17 protein-coding genes are annotated in these 14292 nt (G+C 58.9%); 1 reads left to right on the forward strand and 16 read right to left on the reverse strand.

Annotated features, from left to right (window positions below; translation table 11 throughout):
* Positions 1 to 274: 274 nt before the first annotated feature.
* The 13 genes from PFAS1_RS03545 to PFAS1_RS03605 all read right to left on the reverse strand — a co-directional run bounded on the left by PFAS1_RS03545 (position 275) and on the right by PFAS1_RS03605 (position 10536).
* Positions 275 to 1060 (reverse strand): TatD family hydrolase, encoded by a 786-nt coding sequence (locus PFAS1_RS03545; RefSeq protein WP_076028220.1) that lies wholly within the window; start codon positions 1058 to 1060, stop codon positions 275 to 277.
* 14 nt (positions 1061 to 1074) lie between these two features.
* Positions 1075 to 1431: a PilZ domain-containing protein gene (locus PFAS1_RS03550; RefSeq protein ID WP_074878972.1), complete on the reverse strand. Its 357-nt coding sequence runs from the start codon at positions 1429 to 1431 to the stop codon at positions 1075 to 1077.
* Positions 1432 to 1473: 42 nt separating this feature from the next.
* Positions 1474 to 2463 carry a DNA polymerase III subunit delta' gene (locus PFAS1_RS03555; protein WP_076028221.1) on the reverse strand — a complete coding sequence of 330 codons (990 nt, stop codon included), beginning with the start codon at positions 2461 to 2463 and terminating at the stop codon, positions 1474 to 1476.
* Complete coding sequence (gene tmk / locus PFAS1_RS03560; RefSeq protein WP_076028222.1) at positions 2456 to 3088, reverse strand: dTMP kinase; 633 nt, start codon at positions 3086 to 3088, stop codon at positions 2456 to 2458. The genes PFAS1_RS03555 and tmk overlap by 8 nt, the downstream gene beginning before the upstream one ends.
* A 19-nt stretch (positions 3089 to 3107) precedes the next feature.
* Positions 3108 to 4373, reverse strand: coding sequence for an endolytic transglycosylase MltG (mltG, locus tag PFAS1_RS03565; RefSeq protein WP_076028223.1), 1266 nt, complete (start codon positions 4371 to 4373; stop codon positions 3108 to 3110).
* Positions 4374 to 4376: 3 nt separating this feature from the next.
* Positions 4377 to 5192, reverse strand: coding sequence for an aminodeoxychorismate lyase (pabC, locus tag PFAS1_RS03570; RefSeq protein ID WP_074878978.1), 816 nt, complete (start codon positions 5190 to 5192; stop codon positions 4377 to 4379).
* Complete coding sequence (fabF, locus tag PFAS1_RS03575) at positions 5192 to 6436, reverse strand: beta-ketoacyl-ACP synthase II (RefSeq protein WP_008152330.1); 1245 nt, start codon at positions 6434 to 6436, stop codon at positions 5192 to 5194. The genes pabC and fabF overlap by 1 nt, the downstream gene beginning before the upstream one ends.
* A 109-nt stretch (positions 6437 to 6545) precedes the next feature.
* Positions 6546 to 6782 carry an acyl carrier protein gene (gene acpP / locus PFAS1_RS03580; RefSeq protein ID WP_003442511.1) on the reverse strand — a complete coding sequence of 79 codons (237 nt, stop codon included), beginning with the start codon at positions 6780 to 6782 and terminating at the stop codon, positions 6546 to 6548.
* A 191-nt stretch (positions 6783 to 6973) separates the two neighbouring features.
* Positions 6974 to 7717, reverse strand: coding sequence for a 3-oxoacyl-ACP reductase FabG (gene fabG / locus PFAS1_RS03585; RefSeq protein WP_074878980.1), 744 nt, complete (start codon positions 7715 to 7717; stop codon positions 6974 to 6976).
* Between the two features lie 16 nt (positions 7718 to 7733).
* Complete coding sequence (gene fabD, locus PFAS1_RS03590) at positions 7734 to 8672, reverse strand: ACP S-malonyltransferase (protein WP_076028224.1); 939 nt, start codon at positions 8670 to 8672, stop codon at positions 7734 to 7736.
* 125 nt (positions 8673 to 8797) lie between these two features.
* Entirely contained in the window at positions 8798 to 9808 is a 1011-nt protein-coding gene (gene plsX, locus PFAS1_RS03595) for a phosphate acyltransferase PlsX (protein WP_076028225.1), read from the reverse strand.
* 4 nt (positions 9809 to 9812) lie between these two features.
* The gene (gene rpmF / locus PFAS1_RS03600) at positions 9813 to 9995 is read right to left on the reverse strand and encodes a 50S ribosomal protein L32 (protein WP_008152339.1); all 183 of its coding nucleotides are present in this window, start codon (positions 9993 to 9995) and stop codon (positions 9813 to 9815) included.
* Between the two features lie 13 nt (positions 9996 to 10008).
* Positions 10009 to 10536, reverse strand: a complete 528-nt coding sequence (locus PFAS1_RS03605) for a YceD family protein (RefSeq protein ID WP_004371317.1) — start codon at positions 10534 to 10536, stop codon at positions 10009 to 10011.
* Between the two features lie 106 nt (positions 10537 to 10642).
* Between PFAS1_RS03605 and PFAS1_RS03610 the strand changes: the two genes are divergently transcribed.
* On the forward strand, positions 10643 to 11221 hold the full coding sequence (locus tag PFAS1_RS03610; RefSeq protein WP_076028226.1) for a Maf family protein: 579 nt from the start codon (positions 10643 to 10645) through the stop codon (positions 11219 to 11221).
* Between the two features lie 56 nt (positions 11222 to 11277).
* Here the strand turns inward: PFAS1_RS03610 and PFAS1_RS03615 are convergent, their stop codons facing one another.
* Genes PFAS1_RS03615 through rluC form a run of 3 tightly spaced genes read right to left on the reverse strand, consistent with a single transcriptional unit; the run spans position 11278 to position 13904 of the window.
* Positions 11278 to 12267: a S49 family peptidase gene (locus PFAS1_RS03615; protein ID WP_076028227.1), complete on the reverse strand. Its 990-nt coding sequence runs from the start codon at positions 12265 to 12267 to the stop codon at positions 11278 to 11280.
* 25 nt (positions 12268 to 12292) lie between these two features.
* Complete coding sequence (locus PFAS1_RS03620; RefSeq protein ID WP_076028228.1) at positions 12293 to 12955, reverse strand: HAD-IA family hydrolase; 663 nt, start codon at positions 12953 to 12955, stop codon at positions 12293 to 12295.
* The gene (gene rluC, locus PFAS1_RS03625; RefSeq protein ID WP_074878993.1) at positions 12942 to 13904 is read right to left on the reverse strand and encodes a 23S rRNA pseudouridine(955/2504/2580) synthase RluC; all 963 of its coding nucleotides are present in this window, start codon (positions 13902 to 13904) and stop codon (positions 12942 to 12944) included. The genes PFAS1_RS03620 and rluC overlap by 14 nt, the downstream gene beginning before the upstream one ends.
* Positions 13905 to 14292: the final 388 nt, after the last annotated feature.

The following is a 14292-nucleotide window of genomic DNA, read 5'->3' on the forward strand; positions in this document are numbered from 1 at the left end:
ATCATCCAACCATATATGTGTTTCTTGATGAATTCCGCCAGTCTCGCAGATTAATGAGAACTCAACCGAAGCGCCCGTATTCCAAATTTGTTTAAAAACCGGCGCCGGGAAACTGGACTCGGCGCGATACTGATCAATACTTCAACTGTCGGCGGGACATCTCCCCCAAGTGTTGCGCCGATATAGGTACCAACGGACCGCGTGCCTTTGTTTTACTCCTAATGGTCTTAACCCGGATTCACCCCCCAGAACCCGGGTTTTTTTTGCCTGCGATTTAGCCTTTCACATGTGCCAACGGAAACAGGCGCTTGAAGTTCTCGGTGGTTTGCTCGGCAAACCGCTCGTAGGGCTCCCCTCGCAACATTGCCAGAAATTCCGCTACCTCGCGCACGTACTGCGGCAGGTTCGGCTTGCCGCGATGCGGGATCGGCGCCAGGTAAGGCGAGTCGGTTTCCACCAGCAACCGATCAGCGGGTACTTTACTGGCTACGTCACGCAGGGCGTCGGCATTGCGGAAAGTGACAATCCCGGACAAGGAAATGTAATACCCCATGTCCAGCGCCGCTTTGGCCATGTCCCAGTCTTCGGTGAAACAATGCAGCACGCCCGCCTGGGGCAGCGCCGCTTCACGCAGGAGGTTCAACGTATCGGCGCGGGCACCACGGGTGTGGATGATCACCGGTTTGCCCGTCTGCTGTGCCGCTTGCAGATGCAGGCGAAACGACGCCTGCTGCAACTCTGCCGCTTCCGGTTCGTAGTGATAATCCAGGCCCGTTTCACCGATCGCGACCACACGCGGGTGATTGAGCTCGCGCAACAGCCAGTCCAATGCTGGCGCGGCGCCCGGTTGCACGTCCAGCGGATGCACGCCAACTGAACAATCGACGTCGTCGTAACGTTCGGCCAGGGCTTTGACGTCGGCGGCATTCTCGACGCTGACGCCAATACACAGAAAGTGCCCTACCCCGCGCAGACGGGCCGCATCCAGTGCAGCATCCAGGGAGCCGTCGTGGGCGGCAAGGTCAAGGCGATCAAGGTGGCAATGGGAATCTACGAGCATAAAAGGGCTGCAACTTACATCGTATGAGTGGGACGGTCGGACTTCAGGGCTCCGGCCAGATGGGTTTCGATTCGACTGCGCGCGGTATTGTCGCCATCGTTGAATTGTACGCCGACCCCGGCGGCCCGGTTACCCTGCGCACCTTTTGGGGTGATCCAGGTGACCTTGCCGGCGACCGGAATCTTCTCCGGCTCGTCCATCACGCTCAACAGCATGAATACCTCGTCGCCCAACTTGTAACTCTTGTTGGTCGGGATAAACAGGCCACCATTCTTGATGAACGGCATGTAGGCCGCGTAAAGCACGGACTTGTCCTTGATCGTCAGGGACAAAATGCCGTTGCGCGGCCCCGGATTGACGAGTTCATTCATGCTGACCTCCGTTGCTGATGCTCAGAGTCTAGGCACAGACGGTCACTTCTGGGTAGGCAAACCTACCCATTGCACCAACAGCGCCTCCAGCAACAACACCCGGTTGAGGTTGGCTTTGCTCATCACTTTCTGGCGCTGGGCGAGGATCCAGTCCTGGATATTCAGGACTTTGTCCTGGCCGGCTTTCTGCGCCAGGTACTGAATCACCTTGCGCATGTCCGTCAGTCCCAGGCCTTCTTCATCCTGAGTCAGCTGATAGCGCAGGATCAGGCTCGACCAGTCGCAGAACCAGTCGAACAACAGCAACAGCGGAATCGCATTCCAGCCTTCGGCCAGTTGCGTCGGTGACTGTTGCTGCTTGAGCAATTTCTTCACGCCATCGACCACCAGCGCCCGCTGCTCGCGCACGCCCTGGGCCTGCAAGTTGACGGCGGCCAGTGGCGAACCGGCAGCCAGCGTCAGCAACTCGATGCGTTCTTCTTCCGAGCAGTCCGGCAAAGCCTTCGCCAGCCAGGCCAAACTCATGGCTTCGCTCGGCAGCGGACAGGCCTGCTGCTGACAGCGGCTCTTGATCGTCGGCAGCAAACGACTGGCCTGGTGACTGATCAGCAGCAACACGGTATCACCGGAAGGCTCTTCAAGACTTTTGAGCAAGGCGTTGGCGGCGTTGATGTTCATCGACTCGGCCGGCTCGATCAGCACTACTTTGCGACCGCCCATCTGCGCGGTCTGAACCACGAAGCTGACCAGATCACGAACCTGATCGACCTTGATCGCCTTATCGGCTTCTTCCGGTTCCAGAATGTAGTTGTCGGGGTGACTGCCCGCCTTGAGCAACAGACAGGATTTGCATTCGCCGCAAGCATCGTGGGCGGCGCTCGGGCGCTGGCACAGCAAACTGGCCATCAAGCGCTCGGCGAGCGCGCGTTTGCCGATCCCGGCCGGGCCATGCAACAGATAGGCGTGGGCATGTTGCTTGCGACCGGCCAACTGCTGCCAAAGGCTGTCCTGCCACGGATAGGCTTCAGCCACGGGTCAACTCCAGCAGACGCGGCAGCAAGGCATCTAGTGCCCGCTGAACCTGCGTCAGCGGCTGGGCGGCATCGACCAGGACATAACGCGCAGGATCCGCCTCAGCACGCTTGAGAAAGGCACTGCGCACCGCATCAAAAAAGGTCCGGCCCTCGAGCTCGAAACGATCCAGACGACCGCGAGCGCTGGCGCGGGCCAGGCCCACTTCCACCGGCAGATCGAAAATCAACGTCAGGTCCGGGCGCAGATCGCCCTGGACGAAGGCTTCCAGCGTCGCGATGCGCTCCAACGACAGGCCGCGGCCGCCCCCCTGATAGGCATAGGTCGAATCGGTAAAGCGATCACACAGGACCACCGCACCGCGGGCCAGTGCCGGGCGAATCACCTCGGCCAGATGCTGGGCTCGCGCGGCGAACACCAACAGCAACTCGGTGTCGGGGTTCATGACTTCGTCAACCGGCGCCAGCAGCACTTCGCGGATCCGCTCGGCCAACGGCGTACCGCCTGGTTCGCGAGTCAGCACGACCTCGATACCCGCGGCGCGCAGGCGCTCGGCCAGGTATTCGCGATTGGTGCTCTTGCCGGCCCCTTCCGGGCCTTCCAGGGTAATAAACAAGCCAGTCACAGGCAGTCCTTAGTCAGGGTCATTGCGGGCTTTGCGGCGCGACTGCATCCGGTTCGGGCGCGGGGGCAGCTGCGGGTTCTTGAACGGGTTCTTGCACCGGCTCCGGTGATGACGAAGGCTCAGGCGCTTGCGATTCTGGTGGCGCCGCCTGAGCAGGCTCTTGCGGCGACACTTGCGGCACAGCCTCGAGGACTGTGTCGGGTGAAGCAGCCGGAATCGGTGCCTGCTCATCCGTCGCCTCTGGTGCCGTGGTCGGCGCCGGGCTGGAGCGGTAGTCGGCACGGCGCTTGATCTGGAATTCCCGCACAGCGTTATTGTGCGCGTCCAGATCATCGGAGAACACGTGGCTGCCATCACCACGAGCAACGAAATAGAGGCTATTGCCTGGCACCGGATTCAGCGCTGCATGAATCGCTTCGCGGCCGACCATGGCGATCGGGGTCGGCGGCAGTCCCGAAATCACGTAGGTGTTGTACGGTGTCGGTTCCTTGAGGTGGGCGCGAGTCAATTTGCCGTTGTAACGATCACCGAGGCCGTAGATCACGGTCGGATCAGTCTGCAACAACATGCCCATTTCCATGCGCCGCACAAACACGCCAGCGATTTGCCCGCGCTCCTGCGGCACGCCGGTTTCCTTCTCCACCAGCGAGGCCATGATCAGCGCCTGATAGGGCTCGGTGTACGGCACGTCAGCGGCGCGCTGGCTCCATTCCTTGGCGAGGACTTCGTCGAGGCGGTCGTAGGCTTTTTTCAGCAGTTCGACATCGGTCATGCCGCGCACGAAGCGATAGGTGTCAGGGAAGAATCGCCCTTCCGGAAAAATCCCGCTGTGGCCGAGTTTGTCCATCACCTCGCTATCACTCAAACCGTCGAGGGTCTTTTCGAGTTTTTCATCCTTGGCCAGAGCAGCGCGGACCTGATGGAAATTCCAGCCTTCGACCAGCGTCAGGCTGTACTGAACCATTTCCCCGCGTTTCCACAGGTCAATCAGGCCTTCGACGGTCATGCCCGGCTGCATGCGGTACTCGCCCTTGTGCAACGGTTGTTTGGCGAGATTGAAACGCCAATAGACCCGCAGCCAGAAAGCGTCCTTGATGACGCCATCGGCTTCAAGTCGATAGAAAGTGCGGGTCGGTGTCGTGCCTTTGGGCACTTCCAGCAGCTCTTCCTGGGTGATGTTCAGCGGCTGTTCCAGCGCCGAATGAATTTTCCAGGCAGAAGCGCCCAGACACAGCCCTGCCAGAACCAGTCCGGTTTCCAGCAGCAGCAACAATTTACGTCTCACGTATCAAGCATCCAGTAGCGCGCGGGCAATGGTTTGGAGTTTACGGGTGAGCGGTCCAACCGGCCAGCTTAGTGCGGCATAGGCGCGCACCGGCCAAACGCCATACACGCTGTTGCAGACAAAGACTTCATCAGCCCATTGCAGCTGATCGAGGGTGATATCGGTGATTTGTGTGGCGATCCCCAATGACTCGGCTTGAAACAATAATTCGGCACGCATCACACCAGCCACGCCGCAGCGCTTCAAATCAGCCGTGATCAGCACGCCATCGCGAATCAGGAACAGATTGCTGAACACGCCTTCAATGACACGTCCGGCCTGATCGAGCATCAAGCCTTCGGCATGATCGGTGTCTTGCCATTCGGAGCGGGCGATGACCTGCTCAAGACGGTTCAGATGCTTGAGTCCGGCGAGCAGAGGCTGTTTGGAAAGCCGCGTCGCACAGGGAAACAGGCGAACGCCCTGCTCCGCATGGGCAACAGGATAAACCGCAGGAGGGTTGCCGAGCATGATGCGGCGCGCCTGGGCCGAAGGATCGGGCGCATAGCCGCGCGCGCTTTCGCCACGGGTGACGATGAGCTTGAGCACACCTTCGCCCAACGCTTGGGCGTAGGTCAGTAATTCTGTGCAGACAGCCGGGTGATCGAGATTGATTGCCAACCGCTGACAACCCTTGACCAGGCGCACCAGATGCCGATCCAGCAGCACCGGGCTGCCGTTGTGTACGGCGATGGTCTCGAACAGACCATCGCCGTAAGCCAGGCCGCGATCCTTCAGCGACAAAGCGTCAGCCGGCTGACCGTCGACCCAGCTGTCCATCAGTCAGCGAACCGGCGGAACACCAGCGAGCCGTTGGTACCGCCAAACCCGAAGGAGTTGGACAGCACCACGTCGATATCCATATTGCGCGCGGTATGCGGTACGAAATCGAGGTCGCAACCTTCGTCCGGCTCATCAAGGTTGATGGTCGGCGGGGCTACCTGGCTGTTGATCGCCAGCACGCTGAAAATCGCCTCGACCGCGCCCGCCGCACCCAACAGGTGACCGGTCATGGACTTGGTCGAACTGACCGCCAGCTTGTAAGCGTGATCGCCGAATACCGACTTGATCGCGCAGGCTTCGGCAAGGTCGCCCGCCGACGTCGAGGTGCCGTGGGCGTTGATGTACTGAACCTGATCGCCGTTGATCCTGGCATCGCGCAGCGCATTGGTGATGCAGCGTGCAGCACCCGCGCCATCAGCCGGTGGCGAAGTCATGTGGTAGGCATCGCCACTGGTGCCAAAGCCGATCAGCTCGGCGTAGATCGTCGCGCCGCGGGCCTTGGCATGTTCCAGTTCTTCCAGAACCAGAGCGCCGGCACCGTCGGACAACACGAAGCCATCACGGCCCTTGTCCCATGGACGGCTGGCGCGGGTCGGTTCGTCGTTGCGGGTCGACAGTGCGCGGGAGGCCCCGAAGCCGCCCATGCCGAGGCCGCAAGCGGCCATTTCAGCGCCGCCGGCAATCATCACGTCGGCTTCGTCGTACATGATGTTGCGTGCAGCCATGCCGATGCAGTGCGTACCGGTGGTACATGCGGTGGCGATGGCGTAGTTAGGTCCCTGTGCGCCCAGATGGATGGACAGGAAACCGGAAATCATATTGATGATCGAGCCAGGCACGAAAAACGGAGAAATCCGTCGTGGGCCGGAATCATGCAGCGTGCGGCTGGTTTCTTCGATATTGGTCAGTCCGCCGATACCCGAACCCATGGCCACGCCGATGCGCTCACGGTTGGCGTCGGTGACTTCCAGACCGGCGTTACGAACTGCCTGAAAACCTGCGGCCAGACCGTACTGAATGAACAGGTCGAGCTTGCGAGCTTCCTTGACCGACAGGTATTCCTCGACATTGAAGCCCTTTACCGAGCCGCCAAAACGGGTGGAATAGGCAGAAAGGTCGGTGTGTTCGATCAGACCAATGCCACTGCGGCCAGCCAGAATGCCCTGCCAACTGCTCGGCACATCCGTGCCCAGTGGCGACAACATACCCATACCGGTGACTACGACGCGTCTACGCGACACAGCACTCTCCTTTTTTCAAATGACGACTTTGCATCAGGCCTAAAGAAAAAACCGCACGCCGTGATGGCAGTGCGGTTTTTCCATGACAGCAAGCAACGATTACAAGCTATTAAGCCTGGTGGTTAGTAACGTAATCGATTGCGGCTTGTACAGTAGTGATCTTCTCAGCTTCTTCGTCAGGGATTTCGGTCTCGAATTCCTCTTCCAGAGCCATCACCAGCTCAACGGTGTCAAGGGAGTCGGCACCCAGGTCTTCAACGAAGGAAGCAGTGTTGACCACTTCTTCTTCTTTAACGCCCAGTTGCTCAGCAACGATTTTCTTGACGCGCTCTTCGATGGTGCTCATACCTTGTTTTCACTCCTAATGGACAAATTCAGGCAGCTGGCCAGTGGGTAAGTGTATAGAAAGACTTTTCAGTTTTTCAACTGAAAGCTTCACTCCTCAAACCCGACGACCCTCTGCCTATAAATAGATTGCAGCTTTATAACGGATTTTAGACAGCTCGTATGACATTTTTTTGAAGCAATCCGTCACATTTAACTCATGTACATCCCGCCGTTCACCGGGATTGTAGCCCCAGTAACGTAAGCCGCACCGTCGGATGCAAGAAAAGCGACCACAGACGCGATCTCTTGAGCTTGCCCCAGACGGCCCAGCGGAATCTGCGTCTGCAAGGCTTCACGCTGTGCCTCAGGCAATTCGCGGGTCATATCGGTGTCGATGAACCCAGGGGCCACCGAGTTTACCGTAATCGAACGCGAACCGACTTCACGCGCCAGGGAACGACTGAAACCTTCCAGACCGGCCTTGGCGGCTGCGTAGTTTACTTGGCCTGCGTTGCCCATGGCACCCACAACCGAGCCAATACTGATAATTCGTCCCCAACGGGCCTTGGTCATGCCGCGCAAAACGCCCTTGGACAGGCGAAACAGACTGTTCAGGTTGGTATCGACGACATCATGCCATTCGTCATTTTTCATCCGCATTATCAGATTATCGCGGGTGATACCGGCATTATTGACCAGGATCGCCGGCGCACCGAACTGCGATGTAATGCTCGCCAGGACTGCCGCAACGGATTCGTCGCTGGTGACATTGAGTTCCAGGCCAGTGCCTTGAATCCCGTTTTCCGCCAGGGTTGCCGCAATGCGCTCGGCACCCGAGGCAGACGTCGCAGTGCCGATAACGATGGCGCCCTGACGACCCAATTCCAGGGCGATAGCCTGGCCGATACCGCGGCTCGCGCCAGTGACCAGTGCAACTTTACCTTGCAGACTCATGCAGGCTTCTCCTGATTCAGGCCAACGCTGCGCGAGCGGCAGCGAAGGCGTCGGGGGTATTGAGGTTGGATGTCGACACGCCTTCGGCGCAACGCTTGTTCAGGCCTGCCAGCACTTTGCCTGGGCCGCATTCGACCAACTGGGTAGCACCTTTGGCGGCCAGCGCCTGAACCGATTCGACCCAGCGTACAGGCTTGTAGAGCTGCTCGAGCAGATCGCGCTTGAGGGTTTCCAGATCGGCCGGCACAGTGGCGCTGACATTCTGAACCAGCGGAATCTGCGGCGCCTGCCAGTCGATCGCTGCGATCGACTCGGCAAAACGCTCGGCCGCCGGACGCATCAACTCGCAATGGGACGGCACGCTGACCGGCAACGGCATGGCACGCTTGGCACCACGGGCCTTGCAGCCTTCGATGGCGCGCTCGACCGCGGCCTTGGCACCGGCGATGACCACCTGGCCAGGGGAGTTGAAGTTGACCGCACTGACCACTTCGCCTTGCGCCGCTTCGGCACAGGCTGCCAGCACATCAGCATCGTCCAGACCGAGAATGGCGGCCATGCCACCTTGCCCGGCCGGAACGGCTTCCTGCATCAACTGACCACGGCGCTCAACCAGCTTCACCGCGTCGCCCAGGCTCAGGCTGCCCGCAGCGACCAGAGCGCTGTATTCGCCCAGGCTGTGTCCGGCAACATAAGCCGGACGCGCACCGCCTTCAGCCAGCCACAGACGCCACAAGGCAATCGAGGCGGTCAGAATGGCCGGCTGGGTTTTATCGGTTTGATTGAGTTGCTCTTCCGGCCCTTGCTGGATCAGTGCCCACAGGTCGTAACCCAGAGCATCGGAAGCTTCTTTGAATGTTTCGAGGACAACCGGATGTTGTGCGCCCAACTCGGCCAGCATGCCGAGGGACTGCGAACCCTGTCCCGGAAAGACGAATGCGAGGGAAGCAGACATGTAACAAGCCCCTAATGATCTTGTCGTCGGAGAATTGACGTCCCGCTTGGGGGACGCAAGAAACTGACAGTTGGATGGCAAATTGAACTGAGCGGTCACATTTAAGCATTGTCCGACGAAAACGCCTAAAGCAACAAATCCTCCAGGCGACCGTGAATGCGTTCCGGCAGGTTTTCCTGAATCTCGATCAAGGCGCGCTGAATCGCACTCTGGAAGCCCTGAACCCCCGCCGAACCATGGCTTTTCACCACAATCCCCTGCAAACCGAGGAAACTTGCGCCGTTATGCCGCGCAGGCGCCAGATCAGCCTGCAAGCGCTTCATCAGCGGTAAAGCCAGAGCACCGACCACTTTCGACGCAAGGTTTTTCTTGAACAAGGCTTCGATGCGCGCGGCAATCATGGTCGCCAGGCCTTCGCTGGATTTGAGCAGGATATTGCCGACAAAACCGTCACAAACCACCACATCCGCCTCGCCACGGTACACACCGTCACCTTCGACAAAACCGATGTAATTGATGCCACGAGCACTTTGCAACAATGTTGCAGCCAGCTTGACCTGCTGATTACCCTTGATGTCTTCAGTACCAATGTTCAACAGCGCCACTCGCGGACGAACAATGCCCAGGGTTTCCGCCGCCACCGACCCCATCACAGCGAACTGCAACAGATGCTCGGCACTGCAATCGACATTGGCACCCAGGTCGAGCAACTGGCAATAACCCTTCTGCGTCGGGATCGCCGCCACCATCGCCGGCCGGTCAATGCCCGGCAAGGTCTTGAGTACAAACCGCGACAACGCCATCAGCGCACCGGTATTGCCAGCACTGACGCAGGCCTGGGCCTTGCCATCGCGCAGCAACTCCAGCGCCACGCGCATCGACGAGTCGGGCTTGCCGCGCAGGGCCTGGGCAGGCTTTTCGTCCATGGTGATAACTTCGGACGCCGGCACGATCGACAGGCGCGAGCGATCCACAGCCGATTGGCCAGAGAGCAATTCTTCAAGAAGGGAGGGTTGACCGACGAGGGTCAGGTGCAGCGAGGGCGTAGCAGACAGGCAAGCAAGGCTGGCCTGAACAATGCTGCGGGGACCGAAGTCCCCGCCCATTGCGTCAATCGCGATGACTTGAGCAGACAAGTGATTACTCGTCAGCGCCCTTGTCGATCACTTTACGGCCACGGTACACGCCTTCTGGCGATACGTGGTGACGCAGGTGAATTTCACCGGTGGTTTTTTCTACAGACAGAGTGCTTGCCGTCAGGGCGTCGTGCGAACGACGCATGTCACGGGCAGAGCGGGATTTTTTGTTCTGCTGAACAGCCATAATTGATTAACTCCTAAACGTTTGGGTCACGCTTTAACTGCGCCAATACACTGAACGGGTTGGACCGCGTTACCTCGTCCTCGCTCGGTTCGGGCTCATCGAGACCCGCCGGCTGCTGGCATTCTTCCGGATGATGAGCAGGCACAATGGGCAAGGCGAGCAGAAGCTCCTCCTCGATCAGTGACTGCAGATCCAATGGATCTTCGCCCAGTTCCAGCACGTCATAACCTTTCGGCAACGACTGGGTATTCGCACCCTCCTTCACCACAGCATAACTGCATTCGCTATGGATCGGCAGGGTGACCAGCTCAAGACAACGCTGGCAAACCATTTTGACTTCGGTGTCGATAAAACTGTGGATTACCACAGACTTACGTTCATCTCGTTCAAAAACGAATTTAGCCTGCACCGTACCGACAGTGTCGGAAAGCGGGTCGCAGAGTCTCTCCAAATCGGCCAGCAGCAGTTCACCTTGAAGGGTGGTGCCACGATCTGCCAATTTGCGCGGGTCAACGTGAGGTGGAATCGGGTCATTCAACATAGGCGCAGCATTATAGGGATGCCCCCAGCCATGTCAAAGGAAATTCAGCCCTGTCCGTCACTTGCAAGCCTCCGTTAGAATTCGCGCCTGTCTTCTGGAGATGCGCATGCTGCCTTTATTACTCGCTTCAAGCTCGGTTTATCGCCGGGAATTGCTGGCTCGCCTGCAGCTGCCGTTCACCTGCAGCTCGCCGGATATCGACGAAAGCCACCGATCGGGTGAGTCTGCCGTCGAGCTGGTAAAGCGCCTCGCCGAGGAAAAAGCACGCGCTCTGGCCAGCAGCCACCCCGCCCACCTGATTATCGGCTCCGATCAGGTTGCGGTGCTCGGCGAGCGGATTATCGGCAAACCGCACACCTTCGAAAAGGCCCGCGAACAATTGCTGGCCTCGAGCGGTGCCAGCGTGACTTTCCTTACCGGCCTGGCCCTGCTCAACAGCCAGACGGGTGAATGCCAGGTCGACTGCGTGCCGTTCACCGTACACATGCGCTCGCTCGATCAGGCGCGCATCGAACGCTACCTGCGCACCGAACAGCCCTACGACTGCGCTGGCAGCTTCAAAGCCGAAGGTTTGGGGGTGAGCCTGTTTCAAAGCACCGAAGGCCCTGACGCCACCAGCCTGATCGGCCTGCCATTGATTCGCCTGGTGGACATGCTGCTGGCCGAAGGCGTGCAGATACCTTAAAGACCTGTTGACTTAAAAAAACCGGCAAAAGCCGGTTTTTTTATGCAGCCAGAATATTAACGCAACGAAGGCCCCTGGAAGCCCATCCACATCGCCAGATGCTCAGCCACACTGGCACCGAGTTTTTTCGAGAAGCGGTCGAACGGCGATTCCTGAACGGTGAAATCCACCAGTTCTTTCTCGCCAATCACGTCACGCGCCACCGAACTGGCATTCCCCAGACCATCGATCAGACCCAGCGGCAGTGCTTGCTCGCCCGACCAGACCAACCCGGAGAACAACTCCGGATGCTCCTTGTCCTTGAGGCGGTCGCCACGACCTTTCTTGACGCTGCTGATGAATTGCTGATGAGTGGTATCGAGCACACCCTGCCAGAACCGGGTTTCTTCAGGCTTCTGCGGCTGGAACGGATCGAGGAACGATTTATGCTCGCCAGAGGTGTAAGTGCGACGCTCGACACCCAGCTTCTCCATGGTCCCGACAAAGCCATAACCGGCCGCCGTCACACCAATGGAACCCACCAGGCTCGCCTTGTCGGCATAGATCTGATCCGCCGCACTGGCGATGTAGTAAGCACCGGAAGCACCCAAATCCGAGATCACCGCATAAAGCTTGGTGTCCGGATGCAGGCCGCGCAAACGGCGGATCTCGTCATAGACGTAGCCCGACTGCACTGGACTGCCACCCGGACTGTTGATTCGCAGGATGACACCCTTGACCTTCTTGTCCTCGAACGCTGCACGCAGGCTGCCGACGATGTTGTCAGCGCTGGCAGGCTCCTTGTCGGCGATCATGCCGGTCACGTCGATCAGAGCGGTGTAGTTGCCACTGAGGGTGGCGGCTTTTTCCATGTCCATCAGGGGCGTGAACAGGATCAACGCGCCAAACAGGTACACAAAAGTCAGCAGTTTGAAGAAAATCCCCCAGCGACGGGACCGGCGCTGCTCCTGCACGCTGGCCAGCAGGGTCTTTTCCAGCAGCTTCCAGCTTTTCTCGTCACCGCTCTCTACGCTTGCCTTGGCGGGCGCTTTCCATTCGTCGCTCATGACATTTACCCCAGCAAAAAACTTGTTAAGCCCGCTGACTCAGCCAGGCATGCAATTCTGAAAAACAATCAATGGCCAGTGTCGGCCCGAATAATTTCAACGCTTCGATCGATTGCGCGCCGTAGCTGACGGCCACCGAATCCATGCCCGCATTGCGTGCCATCTGCAAGTCAAAGGACGAATCGCCCACCATCAGCGCCTGCTCCGGGCGAACTTCACAGTGAGCGAGGATCTGCTCGAGCATCAGCGGATGGGGTTTGCTGGCGGTTTCGTCGGCCGCGCGGGTGATGTCGAAATAATCTTCCCAGCCGTGAGACTTCAGCACCCGATCCAGCCCGCGACGAGCCTTGCCGGTCGCGACCGCCAAGTGATAACCCTCGGCACGAAACGCCTCCATCGACTCGACTACCCCTTCGAACAACGGCGAAGGCACGGCTTCCGAGGCGATGTAGTGATCAGCATAGTGCTGACGGAAGGCCACCAATTCGTCGTCGCCGATTTCCGGATACAACGTACGAATCGCTTCCGGCAAGCCCAGACCGATGATCCCTTTGACAGCAAAATCATCGCGCAACTGAAAACCGGAGCGCTCGGACGCGGCATGCATCGATTCAACAATCCGACCAATGGAGTCGGCGAGCGTGCCGTCCCAATCGAAAATCAGCAGTTTGTAGTCAGATGGGTGCACTCAGGCGCTCCACGGTTTTGGCCCACATCTCGTCGACGGGCGCCTGCAACTTCAGCTCACCGCCATCCGGCAGCGGCACGGTCAGCAGGTAGGCGTGCAGGAACAGGCGCTTGCCGCCCAGGTCACGAATCTCTTTGCTGAAGCCTTCATCGCCGTACTTGGTGTCACCGGCAATGCAATGCCCGGCGTGCAAGGTGTGAACGCGGATCTGGTGAGTCCGGCCAGTGATTGGCCTGGCTTCGATCAGGGTGGCAAAGTCGCCAAAACGACGCAGGACCTTGAACACGGTCACGGACTCCTTGCCCTCCTCCTCGTCGACTTCGACCATACGCTCGCCGGAGCGCAAATTGCTCTTGCCCAGCGACGCCCGGACTTGCTTGATCGAGGCTGCCCAGTTGCCGCGAACCAGCGCCATGTAGCGCTTGTCGACGCCATCGCCGCGCAATGCCGTGTGCAAGTGACGCAGCATGCTGCGTTTCTTGGCGATCATCAGCAGGCCGGAGGTATCACGATCGAGACGGTGAACCAGTTCGAGCTCCTTGCAATCGGGACGCAACTGACGAAAGGCTTCGATCACCCCGTAAGTCAGTCCGCTGCCACCGTGGACCGCAATGCCGCAAGGCTTGTTGATCACGATCAACGCCTTGTCCTCGAACACAATCGAGGCTTCGAGGCGCTGTAGCAGGCCTTGTGCCAGCGGTACCGGTTCGTCGCGCTCAGGCACGCGAACCGGCGGCACGCGCACGATATCGCCCGCCTGCAGCTTGTATTCGGGCTTGATCCGACCTTTGTTCACTCGCACTTCGCCTTTGCGCAAAATGCGGTAAATCAAGGTCTTGGGCACGCCTTTGAGCCGAGCGAGAAGGAAGTTGTCAATACGTTGGCCGGCATATTCCGGCGAGACCTCCAGCAGTTGTACGGCTGGGGTCGAAGGGGCTGTAGTCGTCATGGCGCGGATGATAACAATTTTTTATGGAATTGAAGCACTTAATCATTGCTGCTATAGTCGCGAACGCCGCCAAAAGTGGCCTGGACAGCGGACTAACGGTCAAAAACCGGCCCTGACCAACGCAATTCACGAGGACGAGAGGCCGTCCTACGAGGCTTTCGCTACGAAACGGTAGAGTTTGCAGTTGTAACGAGCGCAGGTGACATGAGGCCTGAAGCATGCCGCAAAGCAGAGTTTTCACTCGCCTTGCGAGCAAATATTCATGGCCAGTTCACAAAGTGCAGTCAGCTACGAACAAACCCGAGCGAACGCTGCGGAAACAACGCCTAAATTAGCCATGATGCGTGACCTCCCCTTTCGGAGCTCACGGTAAATGCCAACCCGCTGC

This window comes from Pseudomonas frederiksbergensis (assembly GCF_001952935.1).
GTDB lineage: Bacteria > Pseudomonadota > Gammaproteobacteria > Pseudomonadales > Pseudomonadaceae > Aquipseudomonas > Aquipseudomonas frederiksbergensis.

Coding starts and splice junctions, on each gene's coding strand:
- pabC (WP_074878978.1), bottom strand. CDS start 5,192: ATGGACAGCTGGGTCGACGGTCAGCCGGCTGACGCTTTGTCGCTGAAG.
- PFAS1_RS03545 (WP_076028220.1), bottom strand. CDS start 1,060: ATGCTCGTAGATTCCCATTGCCACCTTGATCGCCTTGACCTTGCCGCC.
- PFAS1_RS03605 (WP_004371317.1), bottom strand. CDS start 10,536: ATGTTGAATGACCCGATTCCACCTCACGTTGACCCGCGCAAATTGGCA.
- acpP (WP_003442511.1), bottom strand. CDS start 6,782: ATGAGCACCATCGAAGAGCGCGTCAAGAAAATCGTTGCTGAGCAACTG.
- rpmF (WP_008152339.1), bottom strand. CDS start 9,995: ATGGCTGTTCAGCAGAACAAAAAATCCCGCTCTGCCCGTGACATGCGT.
- rluC (WP_074878993.1), bottom strand. CDS start 13,904: ATGACGACTACAGCCCCTTCGACCCCAGCCGTACAACTGCTGGAGGTC.
- PFAS1_RS03610 (WP_076028226.1), top strand. CDS start 10,643: ATGCTGCCTTTATTACTCGCTTCAAGCTCGGTTTATCGCCGGGAATTG.
- fabD (WP_076028224.1), bottom strand. CDS start 8,672: ATGTCTGCTTCCCTCGCATTCGTCTTTCCGGGACAGGGTTCGCAGTCC.
- PFAS1_RS03550 (WP_074878972.1), bottom strand. CDS start 1,431: ATGAATGAACTCGTCAATCCGGGGCCGCGCAACGGCATTTTGTCCCTG.
- PFAS1_RS03615 (WP_076028227.1), bottom strand. CDS start 12,267: ATGAGCGACGAATGGAAAGCGCCCGCCAAGGCAAGCGTAGAGAGCGGT.
- fabG (WP_074878980.1), bottom strand. CDS start 7,717: ATGAGTCTGCAAGGTAAAGTTGCACTGGTCACTGGCGCGAGCCGCGGT.